15 protein-coding genes, 2 tRNA genes and 1 pseudogene are annotated in these 18,385 nt (G+C 35.2%); 5 read left to right on the forward strand and 13 right to left on the reverse strand.

The window, feature by feature from the left end:
• Positions 1-184: 184 nt before the first annotated feature.
• The 4 genes and pseudogenes from A9G47_RS14655 to erpA form a co-directional block, all read right to left on the reverse strand.
• A pseudogene (locus tag A9G47_RS14655) lies at positions 185-442 on the reverse strand (integrase core domain-containing protein); the annotation flags it as partial.
• Positions 443-1,092: 650 nt separating this feature from the next.
• Positions 1,093-1,168: transfer RNA gene (locus tag A9G47_RS07420), tRNA-Gly, on the reverse strand.
• A 19-nt stretch (positions 1,169-1,187) separates the two neighbouring features.
• A tRNA-Leu gene (locus A9G47_RS07425) sits at positions 1,188-1,275 on the reverse strand.
• A 225-nt stretch (positions 1,276-1,500) separates the two neighbouring features.
• Positions 1,501-1,839, reverse strand: a complete 339-nt coding sequence (erpA, locus tag A9G47_RS07430) for an iron-sulfur cluster insertion protein ErpA (RefSeq protein ID WP_034914816.1) — start codon at positions 1,837-1,839, stop codon at positions 1,501-1,503.
• Positions 1,840-1,998: 159 nt separating this feature from the next.
• Between erpA and hemL the strand changes: the two genes are divergently transcribed.
• Complete coding sequence (hemL, locus tag A9G47_RS07435; RefSeq protein WP_065567093.1) at positions 1,999-3,291, forward strand: glutamate-1-semialdehyde 2,1-aminomutase; 1,293 nt, start codon at positions 1,999-2,001, stop codon at positions 3,289-3,291.
• A 63-nt stretch (positions 3,292-3,354) separates the two neighbouring features.
• Positions 3,355-3,831, forward strand: coding sequence for a thioredoxin-dependent thiol peroxidase (gene bcp, locus A9G47_RS07440; RefSeq protein WP_065642584.1), 477 nt, complete (start codon positions 3,355-3,357; stop codon positions 3,829-3,831).
• Between the two features lie 24 nt (positions 3,832-3,855).
• Here the strand turns inward: bcp and A9G47_RS07445 are convergent, their stop codons facing one another.
• A complete protein-coding gene (locus A9G47_RS07445) occupies positions 3,856-4,941 on the reverse strand; it encodes an AI-2E family transporter (protein WP_065567095.1) in 1,086 nt (361 codons plus the stop codon).
• Positions 4,942-4,987: 46 nt separating this feature from the next.
• On the reverse strand, positions 4,988-6,508 hold the full coding sequence (locus tag A9G47_RS07450) for a helicase HerA-like domain-containing protein (protein WP_065642585.1): 1,521 nt from the start codon (positions 6,506-6,508) through the stop codon (positions 4,988-4,990).
• A gap of 191 nt (positions 6,509-6,699) precedes the next feature.
• On the opposite strand from A9G47_RS07450, the gene A9G47_RS07455 reads away from it, so the two are divergent.
• Positions 6,700-6,930: a YdcH family protein gene (locus A9G47_RS07455; RefSeq protein ID WP_065567097.1), complete on the forward strand. Its 231-nt coding sequence runs from the start codon at positions 6,700-6,702 to the stop codon at positions 6,928-6,930.
• Positions 6,931-7,248: 318 nt separating this feature from the next.
• On the opposite strand, the gene mgtA is transcribed toward A9G47_RS07455, so the two are convergent.
• A complete protein-coding gene (gene mgtA, locus A9G47_RS07460) occupies positions 7,249-9,957 on the reverse strand; it encodes a magnesium-translocating P-type ATPase (protein WP_065567098.1) in 2,709 nt (902 codons plus the stop codon).
• Positions 9,958-10,687: 730 nt separating this feature from the next.
• Between mgtA and A9G47_RS07465 the strand changes: the two genes are divergently transcribed.
• Positions 10,688-11,323: a hypothetical protein gene (locus tag A9G47_RS07465; protein ID WP_065642586.1), complete on the forward strand. Its 636-nt coding sequence runs from the start codon at positions 10,688-10,690 to the stop codon at positions 11,321-11,323.
• Between the two features lie 358 nt (positions 11,324-11,681).
• Here A9G47_RS07465 and A9G47_RS07470 read toward each other — a convergent pair whose 3' ends face one another.
• The 6 genes from A9G47_RS07470 to nlpD form a co-directional block, all read right to left on the reverse strand.
• Positions 11,682-12,122 carry a hypothetical protein gene (locus A9G47_RS07470; protein WP_065567100.1) on the reverse strand — a complete coding sequence of 147 codons (441 nt, stop codon included), beginning with the start codon at positions 12,120-12,122 and terminating at the stop codon, positions 11,682-11,684.
• Positions 12,123-12,143: 21 nt separating this feature from the next.
• Positions 12,144-12,737 (reverse strand): UbiX family flavin prenyltransferase, encoded by a 594-nt coding sequence (locus tag A9G47_RS07475; RefSeq protein WP_065567101.1) that lies wholly within the window; start codon positions 12,735-12,737, stop codon positions 12,144-12,146.
• 269 nt (positions 12,738-13,006) lie between these two features.
• On the reverse strand, positions 13,007-14,215 hold the full coding sequence (locus A9G47_RS07480; protein ID WP_065642587.1) for an aldose 1-epimerase family protein: 1,209 nt from the start codon (positions 14,213-14,215) through the stop codon (positions 13,007-13,009).
• 181 nt (positions 14,216-14,396) lie between these two features.
• Positions 14,397-14,975: a thymidine kinase gene (locus A9G47_RS07485; RefSeq protein WP_065567103.1), complete on the reverse strand. Its 579-nt coding sequence runs from the start codon at positions 14,973-14,975 to the stop codon at positions 14,397-14,399.
• Positions 14,976-15,086: 111 nt separating this feature from the next.
• The gene (gene gpmA / locus A9G47_RS07490; protein WP_065567104.1) at positions 15,087-15,839 is read right to left on the reverse strand and encodes a 2,3-diphosphoglycerate-dependent phosphoglycerate mutase; all 753 of its coding nucleotides are present in this window, start codon (positions 15,837-15,839) and stop codon (positions 15,087-15,089) included.
• A gap of 118 nt (positions 15,840-15,957) precedes the next feature.
• Positions 15,958-17,031: a murein hydrolase activator NlpD gene (nlpD, locus tag A9G47_RS07495; RefSeq protein ID WP_176700676.1), complete on the reverse strand. Its 1,074-nt coding sequence runs from the start codon at positions 17,029-17,031 to the stop codon at positions 15,958-15,960.
• A gap of 468 nt (positions 17,032-17,499) precedes the next feature.
• On the opposite strand from nlpD, the gene rsmI reads away from it, so the two are divergent.
• A complete protein-coding gene (gene rsmI / locus A9G47_RS07500; RefSeq protein WP_065580169.1) occupies positions 17,500-18,327 on the forward strand; it encodes a 16S rRNA (cytidine(1402)-2'-O)-methyltransferase in 828 nt (275 codons plus the stop codon).
• Positions 18,328-18,385: the final 58 nt, after the last annotated feature.

The raw sequence follows: 18,385 nt of genomic DNA on the forward strand, positions 1-18,385 counted from the left end.
AGCGGTTTTCAACGATAATTCTTAAAAAAATCCAAACAGCCCTAAACCGCATTTATTGCGTTTTTTTGTGCCTGTGTATTCATCATTAATGACGTTTTCAATAAGCTACATGCAGTGGTCAAGTATTTTTAAACACTAATTTAGGTTGTTCTACAACAGCCAGTGGTAAAACGGCATAAAGACTATGTGGTCGCCTTTTATTATAGTAATTGAATAAGTAACAGAACATGTCTGACTTGGTTTCAACTAAACGACGATAACCGGCCTTGGGGATCTTATTCACTTTTCAAACTACGGAACAAGCGTTCAATAGGCGCATTGTCCCAACAATTACCACGACGGCTAACACTTTGCCTATTCCATAACGACTAAGGTAATGTCTGAATGCAGCTGATAAATACTGGTAACCTTGGTCAGAATGGAACATTAAAACCCTTGGCTTTACCTCGTAGAGACCACATGCCTAATTGTACGAATCGCTAAGTAACTATCTTTGATTCGGACGTATAGCCACCAAGCGCTAACTTTAACTGAGCAACCCAACGACCCCATTGTTGTTCACTTACCCCCCATTGCGCTGTAGGCTTCCAGTACGGTGTACCGTTGTTCAACCACTAGTGTGGCTGCATCATGTTTAAATTCTACTGTAAATTTTTGTCGATTTGTTGTCATTATTCACCTCATTTTGATGATGTTAGTTTATCGCCTAATTGAGTATCTTGAATTATTAAACCACTACAATACGTAACTCCAAACTATGACCACCACACAGCAAATACACCAATAACTGCGCTTTAGCGCGAAGAATCCCTAAATCCGTTAAACGAATCATACTCATATCCTTTTGGTCAAAGATAAAAACGAAAATTAAAAAATAGAAACCATCAAGAAGTCGATCTACCACAAAACGCAGTAAAATTAGGCTAAATTAGATAATGAATACCGAAGTGATTAAATTGAAAAACGATGTAGTTAAAGATTTATTTAAATGACGTACATTGGGTACATTTCAATGGCTTTGCTTAGAAAAATGAGAGACGTTTTGATTATCTGGAGGATTAAGATATTATTGGTCATCTATAGATTAATAATTGGAGCGGGAAACGAGGTTCGAACTCGCGACCCCGACCTTGGCAAGGTCGTGCTCTACCAACTGAGCTATTCCCGCATAAGAAGTGTTTGGTTAATGGTGCCCGGGGCGAGACTTGAACTCGCACGGCCAAAAAGGCCGAGGGATTTTAAATCCCTTGTGTCTACCGATTTCACCACCCGGGCTCAAAACTGGTTACTTAAGAGTAACTGCGTTTTGAATGCTGTGCATTTTACCTATCTAAAATTTGGCGTCAACAAAAATATTAAAATTATTGTCTAACTGCTCAATGTTTGTCATGTTTTGTGGCTTTATTGTTCTATTTCACTAAAAATTAGAAAAGTATGGTTGTTTGTTTAGCGATAAAAGCTAATAGTGTAAAAAAACAAATGCAATTTAAGCACTAAAATTTAAACACTAAAAGAAGAACCGCAACCACAAGTTGTTGTTGCATTAGGATTATCAACCACAAAACGAGAACCTTGTAATCCTTCAACATAATCAATGGTGCCACCAACTAAATATTGTAAACTCATGGGATCGATAACTAACGATACACCATTTTTTTCGATAGCTAGGTCATCTTCATTCACTTTTTCATCAAAGGTAAAACCGTACTGAAACCCACTACATCCACCACCAGTTATATATACGCGTAATTTTAGATTTGGGTTTTCTTCTTCTGTGACGAGTGATTTAACTTTATTAGCTGCCGCATCGGTAAAGTTAATCGGTAAAGCATCGCTCATATTCTTCTCCTAATATATTGATCTTTGTATTATATACTGTTGCCAAATAAAAATACAAAATAGAAAACTTCTATTAAATAAATTTTTAATAGCTAACTTGAATTTATTTTGATTTTATGAATAAATACAGCAAATTTTTATAGAGAGATTATTCCGGTTATGCTAAACACATTTAAATCAGAAAAGCTTTATCATCAAGCATTATCCGTTATGCCTGGCGGCGTGAATTCCCCTGTTCGTGCTTTTAATGGTGTGGGTGGCACCCCCCTATTTATTGAGCGAGCAAACGGCGCATACATTTATGATGTGGACGATAAGGCCTATATCGATTATGTAGGTTCTTGGGGGCCAATGATCCTTGGGCATAACGATCCCGATGTTGCCAATGCAGTAATTAATGCAGTGCGTAACGGTTTAAGTTATGGAGCACCGACCGAAATAGAAACCAAAGTTGCTAATTTAGTGACACAATTAATGCCTTCAATTGAAATGGTGCGGATGGTGAATTCAGGCACTGAAGCAACCATGAGTGCTATTCGTGTAGCGCGTGGTTTTACTGGCCGAGATAAGATTATTAAGTTTGAAGGTTGTTATCATGGTCATGCTGATTATTTGTTAGTTAAAGCGGGCTCTGGTGCTCTGACTTTCGGTCATCCAACCTCTCCAGGTGTGCCTAATGATTTTGTTAAGCATACATTAGTTTGTGATTATAACAATTTAGAATCAGTCAAAAAACAATTTGAACAATATCCCAATGATATCGCCGCTATTATCATTGAGCCTGTTGCAGGTAACATGAACTGTATCCCAGCCAAAAAAGAATTTTTACATGGATTACGTGCACTTTGTGATGAATATGGCGCTTTATTAATTATTGATGAAGTGATGACAGGTTTTAGAGTCGCACTGGGTGGTGCTCAAGATTATTATGATGTTGTTCCTGATTTAACTTGTTTAGGAAAAATTATTGGTGGTGGTATGCCTGTTGGAGCATTTGGTGGTCGTGCTGATATTATGAGGCAATTAGCACCAACTGGGCCAATATACCAAGCTGGCACCCTGTCTGGTAATCCTGTTGCGATGGCAGCAGGATACACTACATTAACTAAACTAATGGAAGTTGGCATCTATCAAGAGTTAGCAGAAAAAACCGCACAGCTCGCTAACGGTTTATTGTCAGTAGCCCAAAAGCATAACGTACCGTTAGTCGTAAATTATGCTGGTGCAATGTTTGGTTTATTTTTTACAACTGCTTCTGAAGTAAGCTGTTATCAAGATGTCATGCAATGCGATGTTGAATTATTCAAAAAATTCTATCATCATATGCTAACTGAAGGTGTTTACTTTGCACCATCAGCTTTCGAAGCGGGTTTTATGTCACTTAAGCACACAGACAAAGAGATCAATCACACCATTGATGCAGCAAGTCGTTTTTTTAGTAAATTAATTTAAAAGTATGACACTGTTTTATATACCCAAAGAGAACATTAAACGATTAAAATAGGTAATAATTATATGGTTAATCCACTTAAAGAAGGCGTAAAAGCACCTCAATTTTCGTTACCTGACCAAGATGGAGAGCAAATAAGCTTAAAAGATTTTAAAGGTCAACGAGTTTTAATTTATTTTTATCCTAAAGCGATGACGCCAGGTTGCACAGTGCAAGCTTGTAATTTGCGCGATTGTTCTGATGAGTTAAAAAAATATAATGTGGCGGTTCTGGGTATCAGTACCGATAAGCCAGAAAAGTTATCTCGATTTGTTGAAAAGGAATTATTAAATTTTACGTTGCTATCTGATGAAAACCATGAAGTTGCCCAAGCATTTGGTACTTGGGGCGAAAAAGAGTTTATGGGTAAAACCTATGATGGAATTCATCGCATTAGCTTTTTAATAAGTAAAGATGGAATAATCGAGAAAGTATTTGATGATTTTAAGACGACTAACCACCATGAAGTGGTTTTAGATTATCTTAAAAATCACAGCAAATAACTTTGGTTAAAAGCAGATTAATAACTAATCTGCTTTTAATTCACTATTGGCATTATTCAATTCATCCAGTTTTGGCCAAGCATTGATGATTGCTTTAACCAATGTTGCCAAAGGTATTGCAAAAAATATTCCCCAAAAGCCCCACAAGCCACCAAACACAATCACCGCCAAAATAATAACGAGTGGATGCAAATTAAGCTTTTCGGAAAATAAACAAGGAACTAATAAGTTACCATCTAATGCTTGAATCAAAATATAAAAGCATAGCAAATAGCTAAATTCAGTAGTCAATCCCCATTGGAACAGCGCAATTAATACAACAGGAATACTTGAAATAATAATACCAACATAAGGCACTAATACAGATAATCCAACAAGTACAGCTAATAATAGTCCATAATCTAAACCAAAGTACCAAAAAGGAATATAAACACACACGGTCAATATAATAATATGCAAAACATTACCAACAATATAATTAGATATTTGCATATCCATTTCTGCTGCAACTTGGTTTAAAATTGTACGATTTTTAGGTAGAATTTTTGAGCAATACCCCCAAATTTTGGCTTTGTCTTTTAATAAAAAAAACATCATTATTGGCACTAATACTGCATTAATCGTAATCGAAACCAGCCCAAATAAAGACACAATAGAAAATTGTAATAGCGAATTACCAGTTTGCACAACTTTGTTAGTAACACCTTGAATAATCGAATCAAATAAACCAACATCGATTAATTCTGGATAGTGCTCTGGCAATGTAGTAATGAAATTGTTAGCGAAATTTAGCATGTTTGGAATATTAGTGATTAAGCTAATACTTTGCTGCCAAATTAATGGTAATAGAATCATAAAGCCAACTAAAACAATCATTAAAAAAAGCAACAATACCATCACAACAGCCAGCGTTCTTGGTATGTTTTTTTTATGCAAAAAGTTAATTGGTCTATCAAGTAAATATGACAGTACAATAGCAATCAAAACAGGCAGAAGAATTTTATTAAAAAAATAGATGATAATAAATAAGCCAACAATCACAGCCATTAACGACACGACATGCGGATCGCTAAAACGTTTTTTATACCAATCTATAAACATTTTTAACATCAAACTCTCCTTTTGCTAAATTTTGGGAATAATAAACTTAAGTTCATTATTTTTTAAAACCACCTAATATACCACGGGTGATCTGTTTACCGATTTGATTAATTACTTGCCTAGTTGTGCTTTTGACTATTTTCTGAGCTACACCATCATGTTGCCCACCTTTTGGACCTTGCTTGCCAAAAAGAAGTGTACTAAAAAAATCCATCAACCCGCCATGATTTTGTTTATTGCTTACCCCTTCTGTTTGGGTATCGTTACTATTCGTAGTTTGGCTAGACAGGCTATCTAACGAAAATCCATTTTTCAATAATTCATAAGCAGATTGACGATCCAGCATTTGCGCATATTTATTATAAAGATGAGATTGATGAACAATTAATGATAACTTATCTGGCGCCATTGCCCCCATTTTTGAACCTGGGGCAATAATATAGCCACGTTCAACTATGCTTGGACGACCTTTTTCGTCTAGAAATGAAATAAGCGCTTCACCAACACCTAATTCCATTATTGCTTTTTCCGTATCAAAACTTGGATTGGCACGCATGGTTTGAGCAGCTATTTTAACGGCTTTTTGGTCTTTCGGTGTAAATGCACGTAAAGCATGTTGTACACGATTGCCTAATTGCCCCAAGATTGTGTCAGGAATATCACTCGGGTTCTGAGAAGCAAAATAAATTCCGACTCCTTTAGATCGAATTAAGCGCACAACTTGTTCTATTTTTTCTAGTAATGCTGGTGAAATATCATTGAAAAGTAAATGTGCTTCATCAAAAAAGAAGACAAGTTTTGGTTTATCAAGATCCCCTACTTCTGGCAAATGCTCAAAAAGCGCTGACAATAACCATAATAAAAAGACAGAATATAATTTGGGTGAGCTATATAATTTTTCAGCCGATAAAATATTAATAATGCCACGACCTTGAGCGTTAACTTGTATTAAATCTTGAATATCTAGCATTGGTTCGCCAAGAAAAAACTCAGCGCCTTGTTGTTCTAGTGTTAATAAGCTACGTTGGATTGCTCCAATTGATGATAGCGAAATATTGCCATATTGCGTAGTAAATTGTTTAGCATTATCACCTACAAATTGAATTAATGCTCGAAGATCTTTAAAATCAATTAATAATAGTCCGTTATCATCAGCAATTTTAAATATCAGTTGTAACACACCTGATTGAACATTATTTAAGTCGAGTAATCGACCAAGTAGAATCGGCCCTATATCTGACACGGTACTACGAACGGGAATGCCCTTTTCAGCAAACACATCCCATAATTCAATTGGTGATGCGTCTGGTTGCCAATTATCAACCTCAATGCTGGCTAAACGAGCCTGTAGTTTTTCAGATAGTATGCCCTTTTCGCCAATCCCCGTTAAATCACCTTTAACATCAGCAAGAAAAACTGGCACACCTATTTTTGAAAAACCTTCAGCCATTTTTTGTAATGTTACTGTTTTACCCGTGCCTGTTGCACCAGTAATTAAACCATGACGATTAGCCAATGCAGCAATAACAGATAAATCTTTGCCATGGCTTTTGGCAATTACAATCGACTCACTCATGCGGTACCCCTTTAGTAACTTTATGATTAAATTTGTGATTTAATTTATAATTCAAACTGTTTTATTATAAATAACAAAACAATGTAGCCATTTGTGCAATTTTTCTATTAATCCAACCAATAATATTGTATTCTGAATTAGCAATAGCTGCTATTGTTATTATTCTATCCAACCTATTATAAGGAGGCATTATGTTTCCAGAATACCGAGAAATCATTTCTAAATTAAAAAATACTGATTTACGTTTTCAAAAATTATTCGATCAACATAATGAGTTAGATCAAAAAATTAAAAATATTGAGTCTGGCATTATTGTCAATACGGCCGAAACTATAGAGGCATTAAAAAAGCAAAAACTTAAAATTAAAGACGAAATTTATGAAATTTTAAGAAAAGCGTCTGATACTCATTTAAACTTATAATTGAGCACAGTTCATCACGAATTGAAAAAATAGACTTTTATTACATTAAAAGATTAAATAAAAACCCCAATTGTTTGGGGTTTTTTTATTATATGTAAACTTAATTCATTGCACTAATTATTTAGCTTGTAATTGCTGCTGTGTCTTTTTTTGTTTTCGGCTTTTAATTAACATTATTAAATTTTTATGTGGTGTTTTCATAGATTATTTCCTTTTAATTATAATTATAGGGCTAATAAAGTAGTTTTTAATACGATTTTATTATATGAGTTTTAAAATCGCTAAGCGATGTTAACATCGCCTAGCTGTTTCTAACAATTAGAACCACTGACCAAAACGTTTGATATAAATACGTTTCATCAATTGTGCAACACAGCAATAGCTAAACAAGGTTGCTAAAAGCCATGGAAAGTATGACCACGGTAATGGCTGTAACCCAATTAATCCACCCAATGGAGAAAACGGGATATAAATACCCACAGCCATAATTAGCAATGTCATCACAATCACAGGAAATGCTGCTGTGCTTTGCACAAATGGAATTTTTTGTGTTCTCAGCATGTGCACAACCAAAGTTTGTGACAACAACCCTTCAATAAACCAGCCTGAATGAAATAGTGATTGCGCTTCAACACTGTTAGCACTAAAAACAAACCACATTAGTGCATAGGTTGTAATATCAAAAATAGATGATGTTGGTCCAATCCAAATCATAAAACGTTTAATATTTAGCGCATCCCATTTACGCGGTTTTTGTAAAAACTCATCATCCATTTTGTCCCATGGTAATGAGAGTTGTGAAATATCATACAGCAAGTTTTGAATTAGTAAATGTATTGCTAGCATAGGTAAAAATGGTAAAAACGCACTAGCAACCAATACTGAAAAAATATTGCCAAAATTCGAGCTCGCTGTCATGTTTAAATACTTCATGATATTGCCGAAGGTTTCACGTCCACATATTACACCTTCTTCTAATACCATTAAGCTTTTTTCAAGCAGGATGATATCTGCGGATTCTTTGGCAATATCCGTTGCGGTATCAACCGAAATGCCAACATCCGCATCACGTAATGCTGGTGCATCATTAATACCATCACCTAAAAAGCCAACGGTATGTCCGTTTTCTTGCAATAATCGAATAATTCTTGATTTTTGCAATGGCGTTAATTTAGCAAAAATAGTATGTTGCTCGATTTGTATTTTCAGTTCCGCATCGTCCATTTTTTCAACTTCAGTGCCTAGCAACGGAACACCTGGCTCTAAACCGACTTCGCGACACACTTTAATGGTGATAATTTCGTTATCGCCTGTTAAAACCTTAACTCCCACACCATGTTCACTTAATGCCGAAATGGCTTCAAGTGCACTTTCTTTTGGTGGATCTAAAAAGGTTAAAAAACCACGAATGGCTAATGCGGTTTCGTCTTGTACTGTGTATTGCGCTTTTGTATCGCTAGCGGGAATATCCTTAACACCCACAGCTAAAACTCTAAACCCCTCTTTGTTATAATCATGAGCTAAGGCAATTAACGCTTGTTTGCGGTTATCATCTAATGGTAAATATTCACCATTTTCATAAACATAACTGGCTATAGATAACATTTCTTCAACTGCGCCTTTACAAATCATTAAATGGTTATCACCACCATTTTGTACAACAACTGATAAACGGCGACGCACAAAATCAAACGGTAATTCATCAATTTTTTTATATAAACCGACCCCAACCCTTTTCATATTGGTCTTTTCTTCAGTAAAACGAATGATCGCTTTGTCCATCAAGTTTTTCATACCGCTTTGATAATAGCTGTTAAGCCAAGCAAGTTCTAAAACCGATGAATCAACTTGACCATTGATATCAAGATGATGTTCTAAAATGATTTTATCTTGTGTTAAAGTGCCAGTTTTATCGGTACATAAAATATCCATTGCGCCAAAATTTTGAATGGCATTTAACCGTTTAACCACCACTTTGCGCTTTGCCATGCCAACGGCACCTTTTGCTAGATTGGCACTCACAATCATTGGTAACATTTCAGGCGTTAAGCCAACAGCTACAGCTAAAGCAAAAAGTGCAGCATCACCCCAATCATTTTTTGAAAAACCATTAATAAAAAAGACGATTGGCACCATAATTAACATAAATCGAATAAGTAACCAGCTAACACTATTAACCCCTCGATCAAACGAGGTTTCAGCACGAGATCCTACAATCGATTTTGCTAATGATCCAAAATGTGTATCAGCGCCAGTCGCAACGACAATAGCCGTCGCAGTGCCACTTACGACATTAGTTCCCATAAAACAGATGTTATTTACATCAAGTAAATTATCTTTACTAATATTGGATGCTTCAATATTATCAGTTGTTTTTTGCGTAACAGCACCTAATGTATCGTACTTTTCAACAGGAATTGATTCACCCGTTAAAACAGCTTGGCTAACAAATAAATCTCGCGACTCAATCAATCGAATATCTGCTGGGATCATGTCACCAGCAGATAAATAAACAATATCACCGGGAACAATTTCACTTAATGGAATTTCAATGCGTTCTGGGCTTATATCTTTATGCGCACGGCGCAACACGGTCGCTGTTGTGCGAATCATTGACTTTAACGCTTCAGCAGCTTTGTTTGATCTAAATTCTTGCCAAAAACGTAATAATCCACTTAGTGACACCATTGTTAGAATAATAATAATCCCTGTTAAATCCGTTTCTTCGCCATTTTGCAAAGGCAACCAGAAATCAGTCACAAAACTAACAGAGGCCAACGCTAATAATACAAATATAAATGGGTTATTAAATGCCATTAATAATTGCACTAAAATTGAGGGAGCTTTTTCTCGTGCGACTTCATTTTTACCATATTTTTCAATTCTTGATTTTGCATTTTCTTGCGTTAAACCTGAAAGACTCGATTGAAATTTAGATAAAATACTATCGAGGCTACTTTGAGCTTCATTGATAGCTTTGATATCTACACTATTTTGTGTTTTATGTTGTGATGTATTTTTTGTCATCTTACGTACCTATATTCATAATTTTGGCAAAAGCATGCCAACTCATTGTTACCAAGTAACGATAAGTAATTGAATTTTTTGATAAGCTAAAATTTAGTGCATAACAAAATTAGCCCATAAGCTATTTTTGCAGCTAACTTGTGCTGCTAATTTGTACAGCCAATGCTGAGCATTAAATTAGCCAATAGAATTAATTAAGAATTTAGATACAACTCGGTGGTTCTAAGTGTTTTTCTGAAAGGTGTAAAACACGCAGTATTAAGCCTTGCGCGCATTGATGTTTTGAATTTGTGTGATAGCGTGTAAAAAAATGCATATCGTTCACCGTTACCGTTTTATCAATTTCGGTTTGTGAACTGAAAAAATGATGATTCAGACAGGTTCATTAACCGATAATGATGTGTTTAAATTTATCGCCCCTCATTTTGGGGTGATCCGATTGAGTGTCCATATTTCTCCTGTAAATTGAACTCTACACTTTGTATTTCAACTTTTCTTTACTCTTATTTTTAACTTATGTAATAGCTAAAAAGAAAGAAAAGCTTAAAAGGCGGGGGAATTTATACGCCTTTAGCAAACAGATGTCAACCCATAAAATAGCAAAAGGACGGCATTTACTAAAAAACAACACTTATGGGCTTTTTTATTTACATTATGATATAGAATCGATACCGCTCTTATCCAATATAAGTTACAATTACACTACGATAAATTAACGAGAATATGTTAAATGAATCCTTCTGAATTACTTTATGCTAACTGGTTCAATTTGGTAATTATCTTTGTTCTGTCTTTGGTTGCATTTATCTACAAAAAACGAACTAAAAATGAAAATTTTGATAATATCATTAAGTATGCCGATATTTTAGAAAAAGTACCTCACTCAAAATATCAAATGGATTATTTAAATAACATCAAAAAGAAACTTATTTGGGAAAAAGTCTGCTTTTATAAATCAGGCAATATCAACAAAGAAAATATTGCTATTTCATTAATTAATGCTGATGCCCATAATCTAATTAAACTCACTCAATTAGATTTATTAACGCAATATTTTAAAATCGAAAAAAAACATATTACACCACTTAAACCATATTTAATTACAGAAGTGTTATTTAGTGGCATTGCCTTTGTGTTGGCATTTATTATACTGCTGGCTAACATTATTACTATGCTAAGCTCACCTTGGGTAATTGATATCATTATTGCTACTTTGACAGTCTTTATCATTGTGACCGCGCTGTTTCTTTTTGCTGTAGATCCCATAAAACGATTCAAAACCTACCTTTTTATTCTAAAAGACAACGCTTTTTTACAAAGAGCAAACGATGAGCTAGCGAAAATAATTGAAGATAAAAATTACTAATTAAATGATTAATAACACTTTTATTATCAACTTGATAAACATTTCTATCCCTTTTTCTATTTTTATAAAATAATTAACCCAATTGCTAGCACTTTTTATATTTAAAGTAAATAATCGAAAAAAGACAAAGGCTAATAAGCAATAATATCGGTTCGACAAAAAACGATGCTTATTAACTAAAAATGCCGGTTACATAGCGCCAAGTAAACTTGTTAAAAAACAACAAAAAGCAGTCAGAAAAGCCATTGATTTTATTGAAGTTTTTTCAAGCACTCTTTTTGCTAATTATTTATAACATTTTGTTTTTTAACAATGAAAATAGGGTGAATGGATATTTTTTAGAAATATAAAAACCACGCTAACTCTCTTTTTCTTCTTGGTTCCAATAGATTTTTCGTCCAAATCCCAATAAATTACTGGTCATCTTTACACGTTGTAACTGTAATGACCAAATTGGTGCTTTTATTATTCTAGCAAACGGAAATGCTTGATAATATTGTGCATAAGCGTGCTTGGCCTGTTCTTTTTGTAATTGTATTGCTTGAGCTTGAAATTGGATGCCTTGAATTTGGGCAACCGTTTTAGGTGTCACACTAATTGTGCCTGCAACTTGTGGGCAAGTTAACATGGCTTTAGCATGTTCAGTTTTTAATTCGGAAAGGAGATACAAGCACATTACACGTTCATCAAAGACATAAAAGGCATTACATGCCCATGGTTTATTGTCTGGCAAGATGACGTGAAGCGATAATACATGATGCTTTTTGATGAATTTAATAATTCTAGGATCCGTTTGCATATTTTCTGGACTCGATTGACATTATTCAGGTTTAACGTTAAGGTGCAGATCTTCACCCCAACGAGGTAGCGATGGAACGTCCATGCCAAACAAATCGAGCGCCCTAGCTACACTGTGGGTGATCATGTCATCAATACTACTAATATGCTGATAAAGTGCTGGCACGGGTGGAAATATCACGCCCCCCATTAATGTGACTAATTCCATATTTTTAATATGCCCCAAATGAAGTGGTGTTTCTCTAATCATTAAGACTAACCGACGTCGCTCTTTTAATACGACATCAGCAGCACGAGTCAGTAAATTATCTGACAAGCTATTAGCAATCGCCGATAATGAACGCATTGAGCAAGGAGCAACTAGCATGCCGATTGTTTTATAAGAGCCACTAGCAATTGCAGCACCAATATTGTTAATGGAATGCACTTTATCTGCAAGTGCTTCAATTTGTTTTATATTCATGTTAGGAACTTCGTATGCACTTGTTATTTGTGCTGCTTTAGAAATAACAAGATGAGTTTCGATGTCCATTGGTTTTAATAGCTCTAACGCTTTTATTCCATAAGCAATTCCTGTTGCACCACTAATGCCAATTATTATTCGACGCGTTGTCATGTCTATTCCTGTATTAATATCCAATTGCGATAAAATCATTAATTTAAACAGTCAACTTATAACATTATACTGCTCATAACAAGCGATATTAAAGCCAGCTATCAAGGAAGTGACTATACCCTATATATGCGTAGCGAATCAAGTAGACAGCAGGTTATTCTTAGCTTTATTGATACATTGATAATAAATAAATTAAGAAGCGGAGGTTAAGTTATTAAGCGGTTATTGATGGCTACCAATATAAGATTTTGGCAGCCATTTTTAGTGATTTATTCTTTAGCCATGGGTTCATTAACAACTTTGGTTTGTTGGTTACCTTGAATAGCCTCGATTTTTTTTGCATATTTTGTTACATCATCTTTATTCGATAATAAACTATAAGTTAAGGTAAACTCTGCACTTTGTCCTGGCTCAAGTTGTCGAACACGTTTTTGTTCACGCTCAATAGTTACAGGATAAGCAAAGCTGGTACCTGGCTCTAAACCGGTGACATAACCTTGCTTCAGTGTGTCGGTGTTTTTCCACAACGAAAGGACAGGCAACTGTTTAATATTATAAGCAATACCAGCGGCTTTATCGCCAGCTTTGTTAGTTACCATTACTTGAGTTTGACCGTTGCTATCAGCGAAAGGATACACATTAAATACCATTTCATCAAAGCCTTTTGTTGGTCCTAAATAAGTTTGCCATGTGTTTAAACCATTTTTAGCATAATCGTTAAATGGTGAGATTTCTTTTACTGGCGCAACAAACTGTGCGCCTTCTTCAAGAATTGGCGTACCAAAATTGCTATGGTAGATAATTTGGTAATCGCGTGCATAATCACTTTTATTAGTCACCACATCATGCACGGTAAACTCCCTACTTCCTGGTACATAGCTAAGTGATGCCCACGTTTCTAGGTGACTTTTTTTGAACGTATTTTCTTTGATTAAACCTTTCACTGTAATAGTGTATGGTGCTTTATCAGCAATATCCACCGTTAATTTAGATACCGGCGTGTTTTGTGCACGACCATGGAGTGTATACATCATACCATCAGCTTGCGTCGCATGACCTGTCCACTCAAAACCACAGCGCACCATCATTTCGTTAAAACCATCTAGCCAACCTATGCCTCCACGACTTTCTAAATTGATATATTTGGGGTGAACAATTTCATTTACTGGCGAATCCCAGCCCATACGAACACCATCACCAACAACCGACAAAATACCTAATCCTCGAGTTGGGCTTAATTTAATCGTGAAGTTATCACTAGAAATAGTTAAAACTTCAGTACCATCTTGTTTACCACCTTTAAGCACGGTATTTTCAATAGTAAACGTTTTACCTTTTACACCTAAAGCTTGACTTGAAATCGACCAATTCCCTTTAGCAAGGCCGTTTTCATTATCAGTCAATACAAATTCTTTCGCATTGGCATGATAACTAGCCAAACTAAGTAGCACTGCTAATGAAACAATTTTGATTTTCATGGTAAGACCTCATCGTTAATAAGTTAATACTGAATCGTTTCAGTCAATATGACATAAAAACCGAAGAAGCAATAAAAGAAAATGGCAAAAATGAGAGGTCATTCACACTTTTTTAGCATCAAATAAATCAACCTATAAACGTAATTTATTGACTTAAAATCAGTGTGAAATGTTTAGAATATCAGTTTTTAGGCCTAATTTGCCCAACCTTCCAGTGTTTTCGGCACACTGAATGGTATTCGCTATCACCCAGATGAATGGAATTGCCAAATTTAACAATTTGACCATCTTGCCCTTCTAATAAAATCATGGTGGCTTTTTTTCCACACCAGCATACGGTTTTAAGCTCTCTAAAATTGTCGGCAATTTCAAGTAGCGTTTTAGATCCTTCAAACAGATGCCCCATATAATCGGTTTTAATACCAAAGAACATAATTGGGACGCTATATTCATCACACACATCAGAGAGCTTCCAGATGGTGTTGCGCGATAAAAACTGACTTTCATCAATCAATATGCAGGCATATTGATTTTGTTTGATATGCTCAATGATGGCATCAACAGTTGTGTCATCAAGCAGTAATGCTTTTTTGCGTAACCCTAAGCGAGAGACGATTTCGACAGCCGAATCACGTGTATCAACCGATGACTTAAGTAGTAATGTTTGCATGTTATTACTTAAGTAGTTGTGATCAATTTGTAGTAGTTCGGTAGATTTTCCGGCATTCATTACGCCATATATATAATAGATCTTAGACAAAATAACGCTCTCAAAATAAAAACAATGAATAAAAATAATGAATAAAAGCTGTGATGTAGGTAATAAAAAAGGTAAGTTAAATAACCTACCTTTTTTAACTTTAAGAAATAATTATTTTGCTTTACCTTGGTTTGCAACAGCCGCTTGTTTTGCAGCGATTTCATCAGCATTACCGAGATAATAGTGTTTAATGACTTTCATATTGTCATCAAATTCATACACTAACGGCACCCCAGTTGGGATGTTAAGCTCAATGATATCATCATCACTGATGTTGTCTAAATGTTTTACTAGTGCACGCAGTGAATTACCGTGAGCGGCAATAATAACACGCTCACCTTTAGCTACGCGTGGCGCAATTGTTGATTCCCAATAAGGAAGTACACGTTTAATAGTCAATGCTAAACTTTCCGTTAGTGGTAATTCTGCTTCAGGTAAGTTGCTGTAGCGTGAATCATGTCCAGGAAAACGTTCATCTGATTTTTCAAGTGCAGGAGGAGTAATGGCAAAACCGCGACGCCATAATTTTACTTGCTCATCGCCATATTTTGCTGCGGTTTCTGCTTTGTTTAAGCCTTGTAATGCACCATAATGGCGTTCATTTAATTTCCAACTTTTTTCAACGGGTAACCATGCTTGATCAACTTCGTCTAAAACGTGCCATAATGTGTGAATAGCGCGTTTTAATACTGAAGTGTAAGCATAATCAAATGTGAAACCTTCTTTTTTTAGTAATTTACCTGCTTCAGCAGCTTCTTTATTGCCTTTATCAGATAAATCAACGTCAGTCCAACCACAAAAACGGTTCTCTTGGTTCCAAACACTTTCTCCATGTCGAATTAACACTAATTTTTTTACAGCCATGAGTATAACTCCTTTATTACGTATAATTAAATTTTAAGTGTATTTGGTTTATAGGCAAGTGGTATATACAACCATGCCTGCCTATTTGTTTTGAATTAAAATGCTTAATTCAAAACATTTATTTTTTTGGTAAGTATTTTAACGGATCAACTGATTGCGCTTTATATCGAATTTCAAAGTGTAACCTAACTGACGAAGTGCCCGTAGCCCCCATTGTAGCAATTTGTTCACCTGCACGCACCGCTTGTTGTTCTTTTACTAATATAGATTGGTTATGCGCATACGCTGTTAAGTAATCATCATTATGCTTAATAATAATTAAATTACCATAACCAGGTAATGAATTGCCCGAATACACAACACGCCCATCAGCCGCTGCCATGACTTTAGCCCCAACTGAGCTTGATATATCAATACCTTTACTTATATTTGAGAATTTTTCAACAATCTTACCCCGTGCTGGCCATTGCCATGAAATATTAGCCACATTCACTTTTGAAGTACGGGTTGGTATAATGTCAGAAGAACTATCTAACGGCTCAGTGATAGTTTCCGTTTTTTCGATTGTCGTTGGTTGTTGATTTTTATCTGTTGTAGTAATCGAAGTCGTTGTTGTTTTAGTGATCGTTGGTCTCGTTTTGGCTTGCCCCATTGCGATAGTAGTATTATTGCTATTAACTTTATTCGATGTTGCTGGATGTGTAGTGGTTTTTTGGGTTACGACAACAGTACCACCACTAACATCTAACACTTGCCCAACATTAACGGCAAAGGGTTCTTTGATATTATTTTTAGCCGCTAGTGAACGGTAATCGTTACCTGTTACCCACGCAATATAAAACAATGTATCCCCACGTTTTACAGTATAAGTATCGCCTTGATATCCACCTTTAGGTATTTCGTCATAATTACGGTTATAAACAATACGCTCGTTGCTAATTACCGTATCATTACTGTTAGCACTTATAGAATGAGTGTCGTTAGCGGTATTTGTATTGGACGTTGTCGTTTGTCTTGATGAAGGTGTAGAAGAGGCTCTACCACCCGTTGAAATATTCGCAGGTGGTTTGGTGTAAACAGAAGACGTTGATGATCCACCTGCTCCCGAAATATCTTCAATTTCGGCTTGCTCGGTTTGAGTACAAGCAACCGCTAACAAACTTAAGCAACTTAATGTCAGTATTTTTTTCAAAGCAACACCTTTCATTCTAGAATTTCATTTTTAGTTATCTTATGCAAAATACTATTTTCAGCACATATGGGGATATTTGCACATTTTAACGTTTTTATAGTAAAAAGCTATTATATTGATTACTTATTAAGTAAATCAATAATTTTATTTAGTTCTTTATGATTTTAGCTAATATTTAGCTTGTCAGCATATCATTTTCATAAAAATAACGATGCATACTCAAATCAATTGAACCTGATACTATTCACTTTTAATTTAGGTTAACCACTTTATCAACTAAGACTGCACACGCAGATTGTTGCCATAAGCAAATTCTAGTCATAAGCAAGTTATTTTAAGTTATATTCGCTAACTAATTTACTCAGACTAGTCGAATTTATTTTGAAAGTAATGAGTATATACAATAAAATGAGGGTTCGTACAGTATCTTTACCATCTTTCTATAAAAATTTAATGTGATTAAAAATAATGACTTTATATATTGTTGCTACCCCCATCGGAAATTTAGATGATATTACGCTTAGAGCGATCGATACACTTAAAAGCGTCGATCTGATTGCGGCTGAAGATACGCGTCATAGTGGCTTACTTTTACAACATTTGGGAATTAAAGCGAAGCTGTTTGCTTTGCATGATCATAATGAACAAGAAAAATCCAATATACTTATCGAGAAACTCAAATCAGGGTTATCCATTGCGTTGATTTCTGATGCAGGTACACCATTAATTAACGATCCAGGATATCATTTGGTTAAAGCATGTCACGAAAATGGCATTAAAGTCGTACCAATTCCTGGCGCTTGCGCTGCGATAACAGCTCTATGTGCTTCAGGATTACCGTCAGATAAGTTTATTTATGAAGGTTTTTTACCCGCTAAAACTAAAGCACGCCAAGATTACCTTACCCATTTATTAGACGAACCACGCACAATCATCTTTTATGAATCGACTCATCGCTTATTAGACACGCTTAATGATATGCAAACTATTTGGGGTGCTGATAAGCCAATTATTTTGGCTAAAGAGCTAACCAAAACGTGGGAAACTATTGTCAGTTTTAAGGTTAATGAGTTGATAAATTGGTTAAATGAAGATCCTGCCCGCCAAAAAGGTGAATTTGTGTTAATCGTGCAAGGCCATACAAAATCAGAGGAAGATATTGATCCAAAGGCGATTGGTACTCTTAAACTATTGCAAAAAGAACTGCCATTAAAAAAAGCAGCAGCTATTACCGCTGAAATATATGGACTTAAAAAGAATCAACTTTACCAAATCGGTTTGAATACAGAACAATAACTAAATGACTAAGTGGGTGGGTTATGGCCAGTATACAGCAAATATTAACTTGGTAATA

The sequence above is a fragment of the Gilliamella sp. WF3-4 genome (assembly GCF_001690275.1).
GTDB lineage: Bacteria > Pseudomonadota > Gammaproteobacteria > Enterobacterales > Orbaceae > Gilliamella > Gilliamella apicola_C.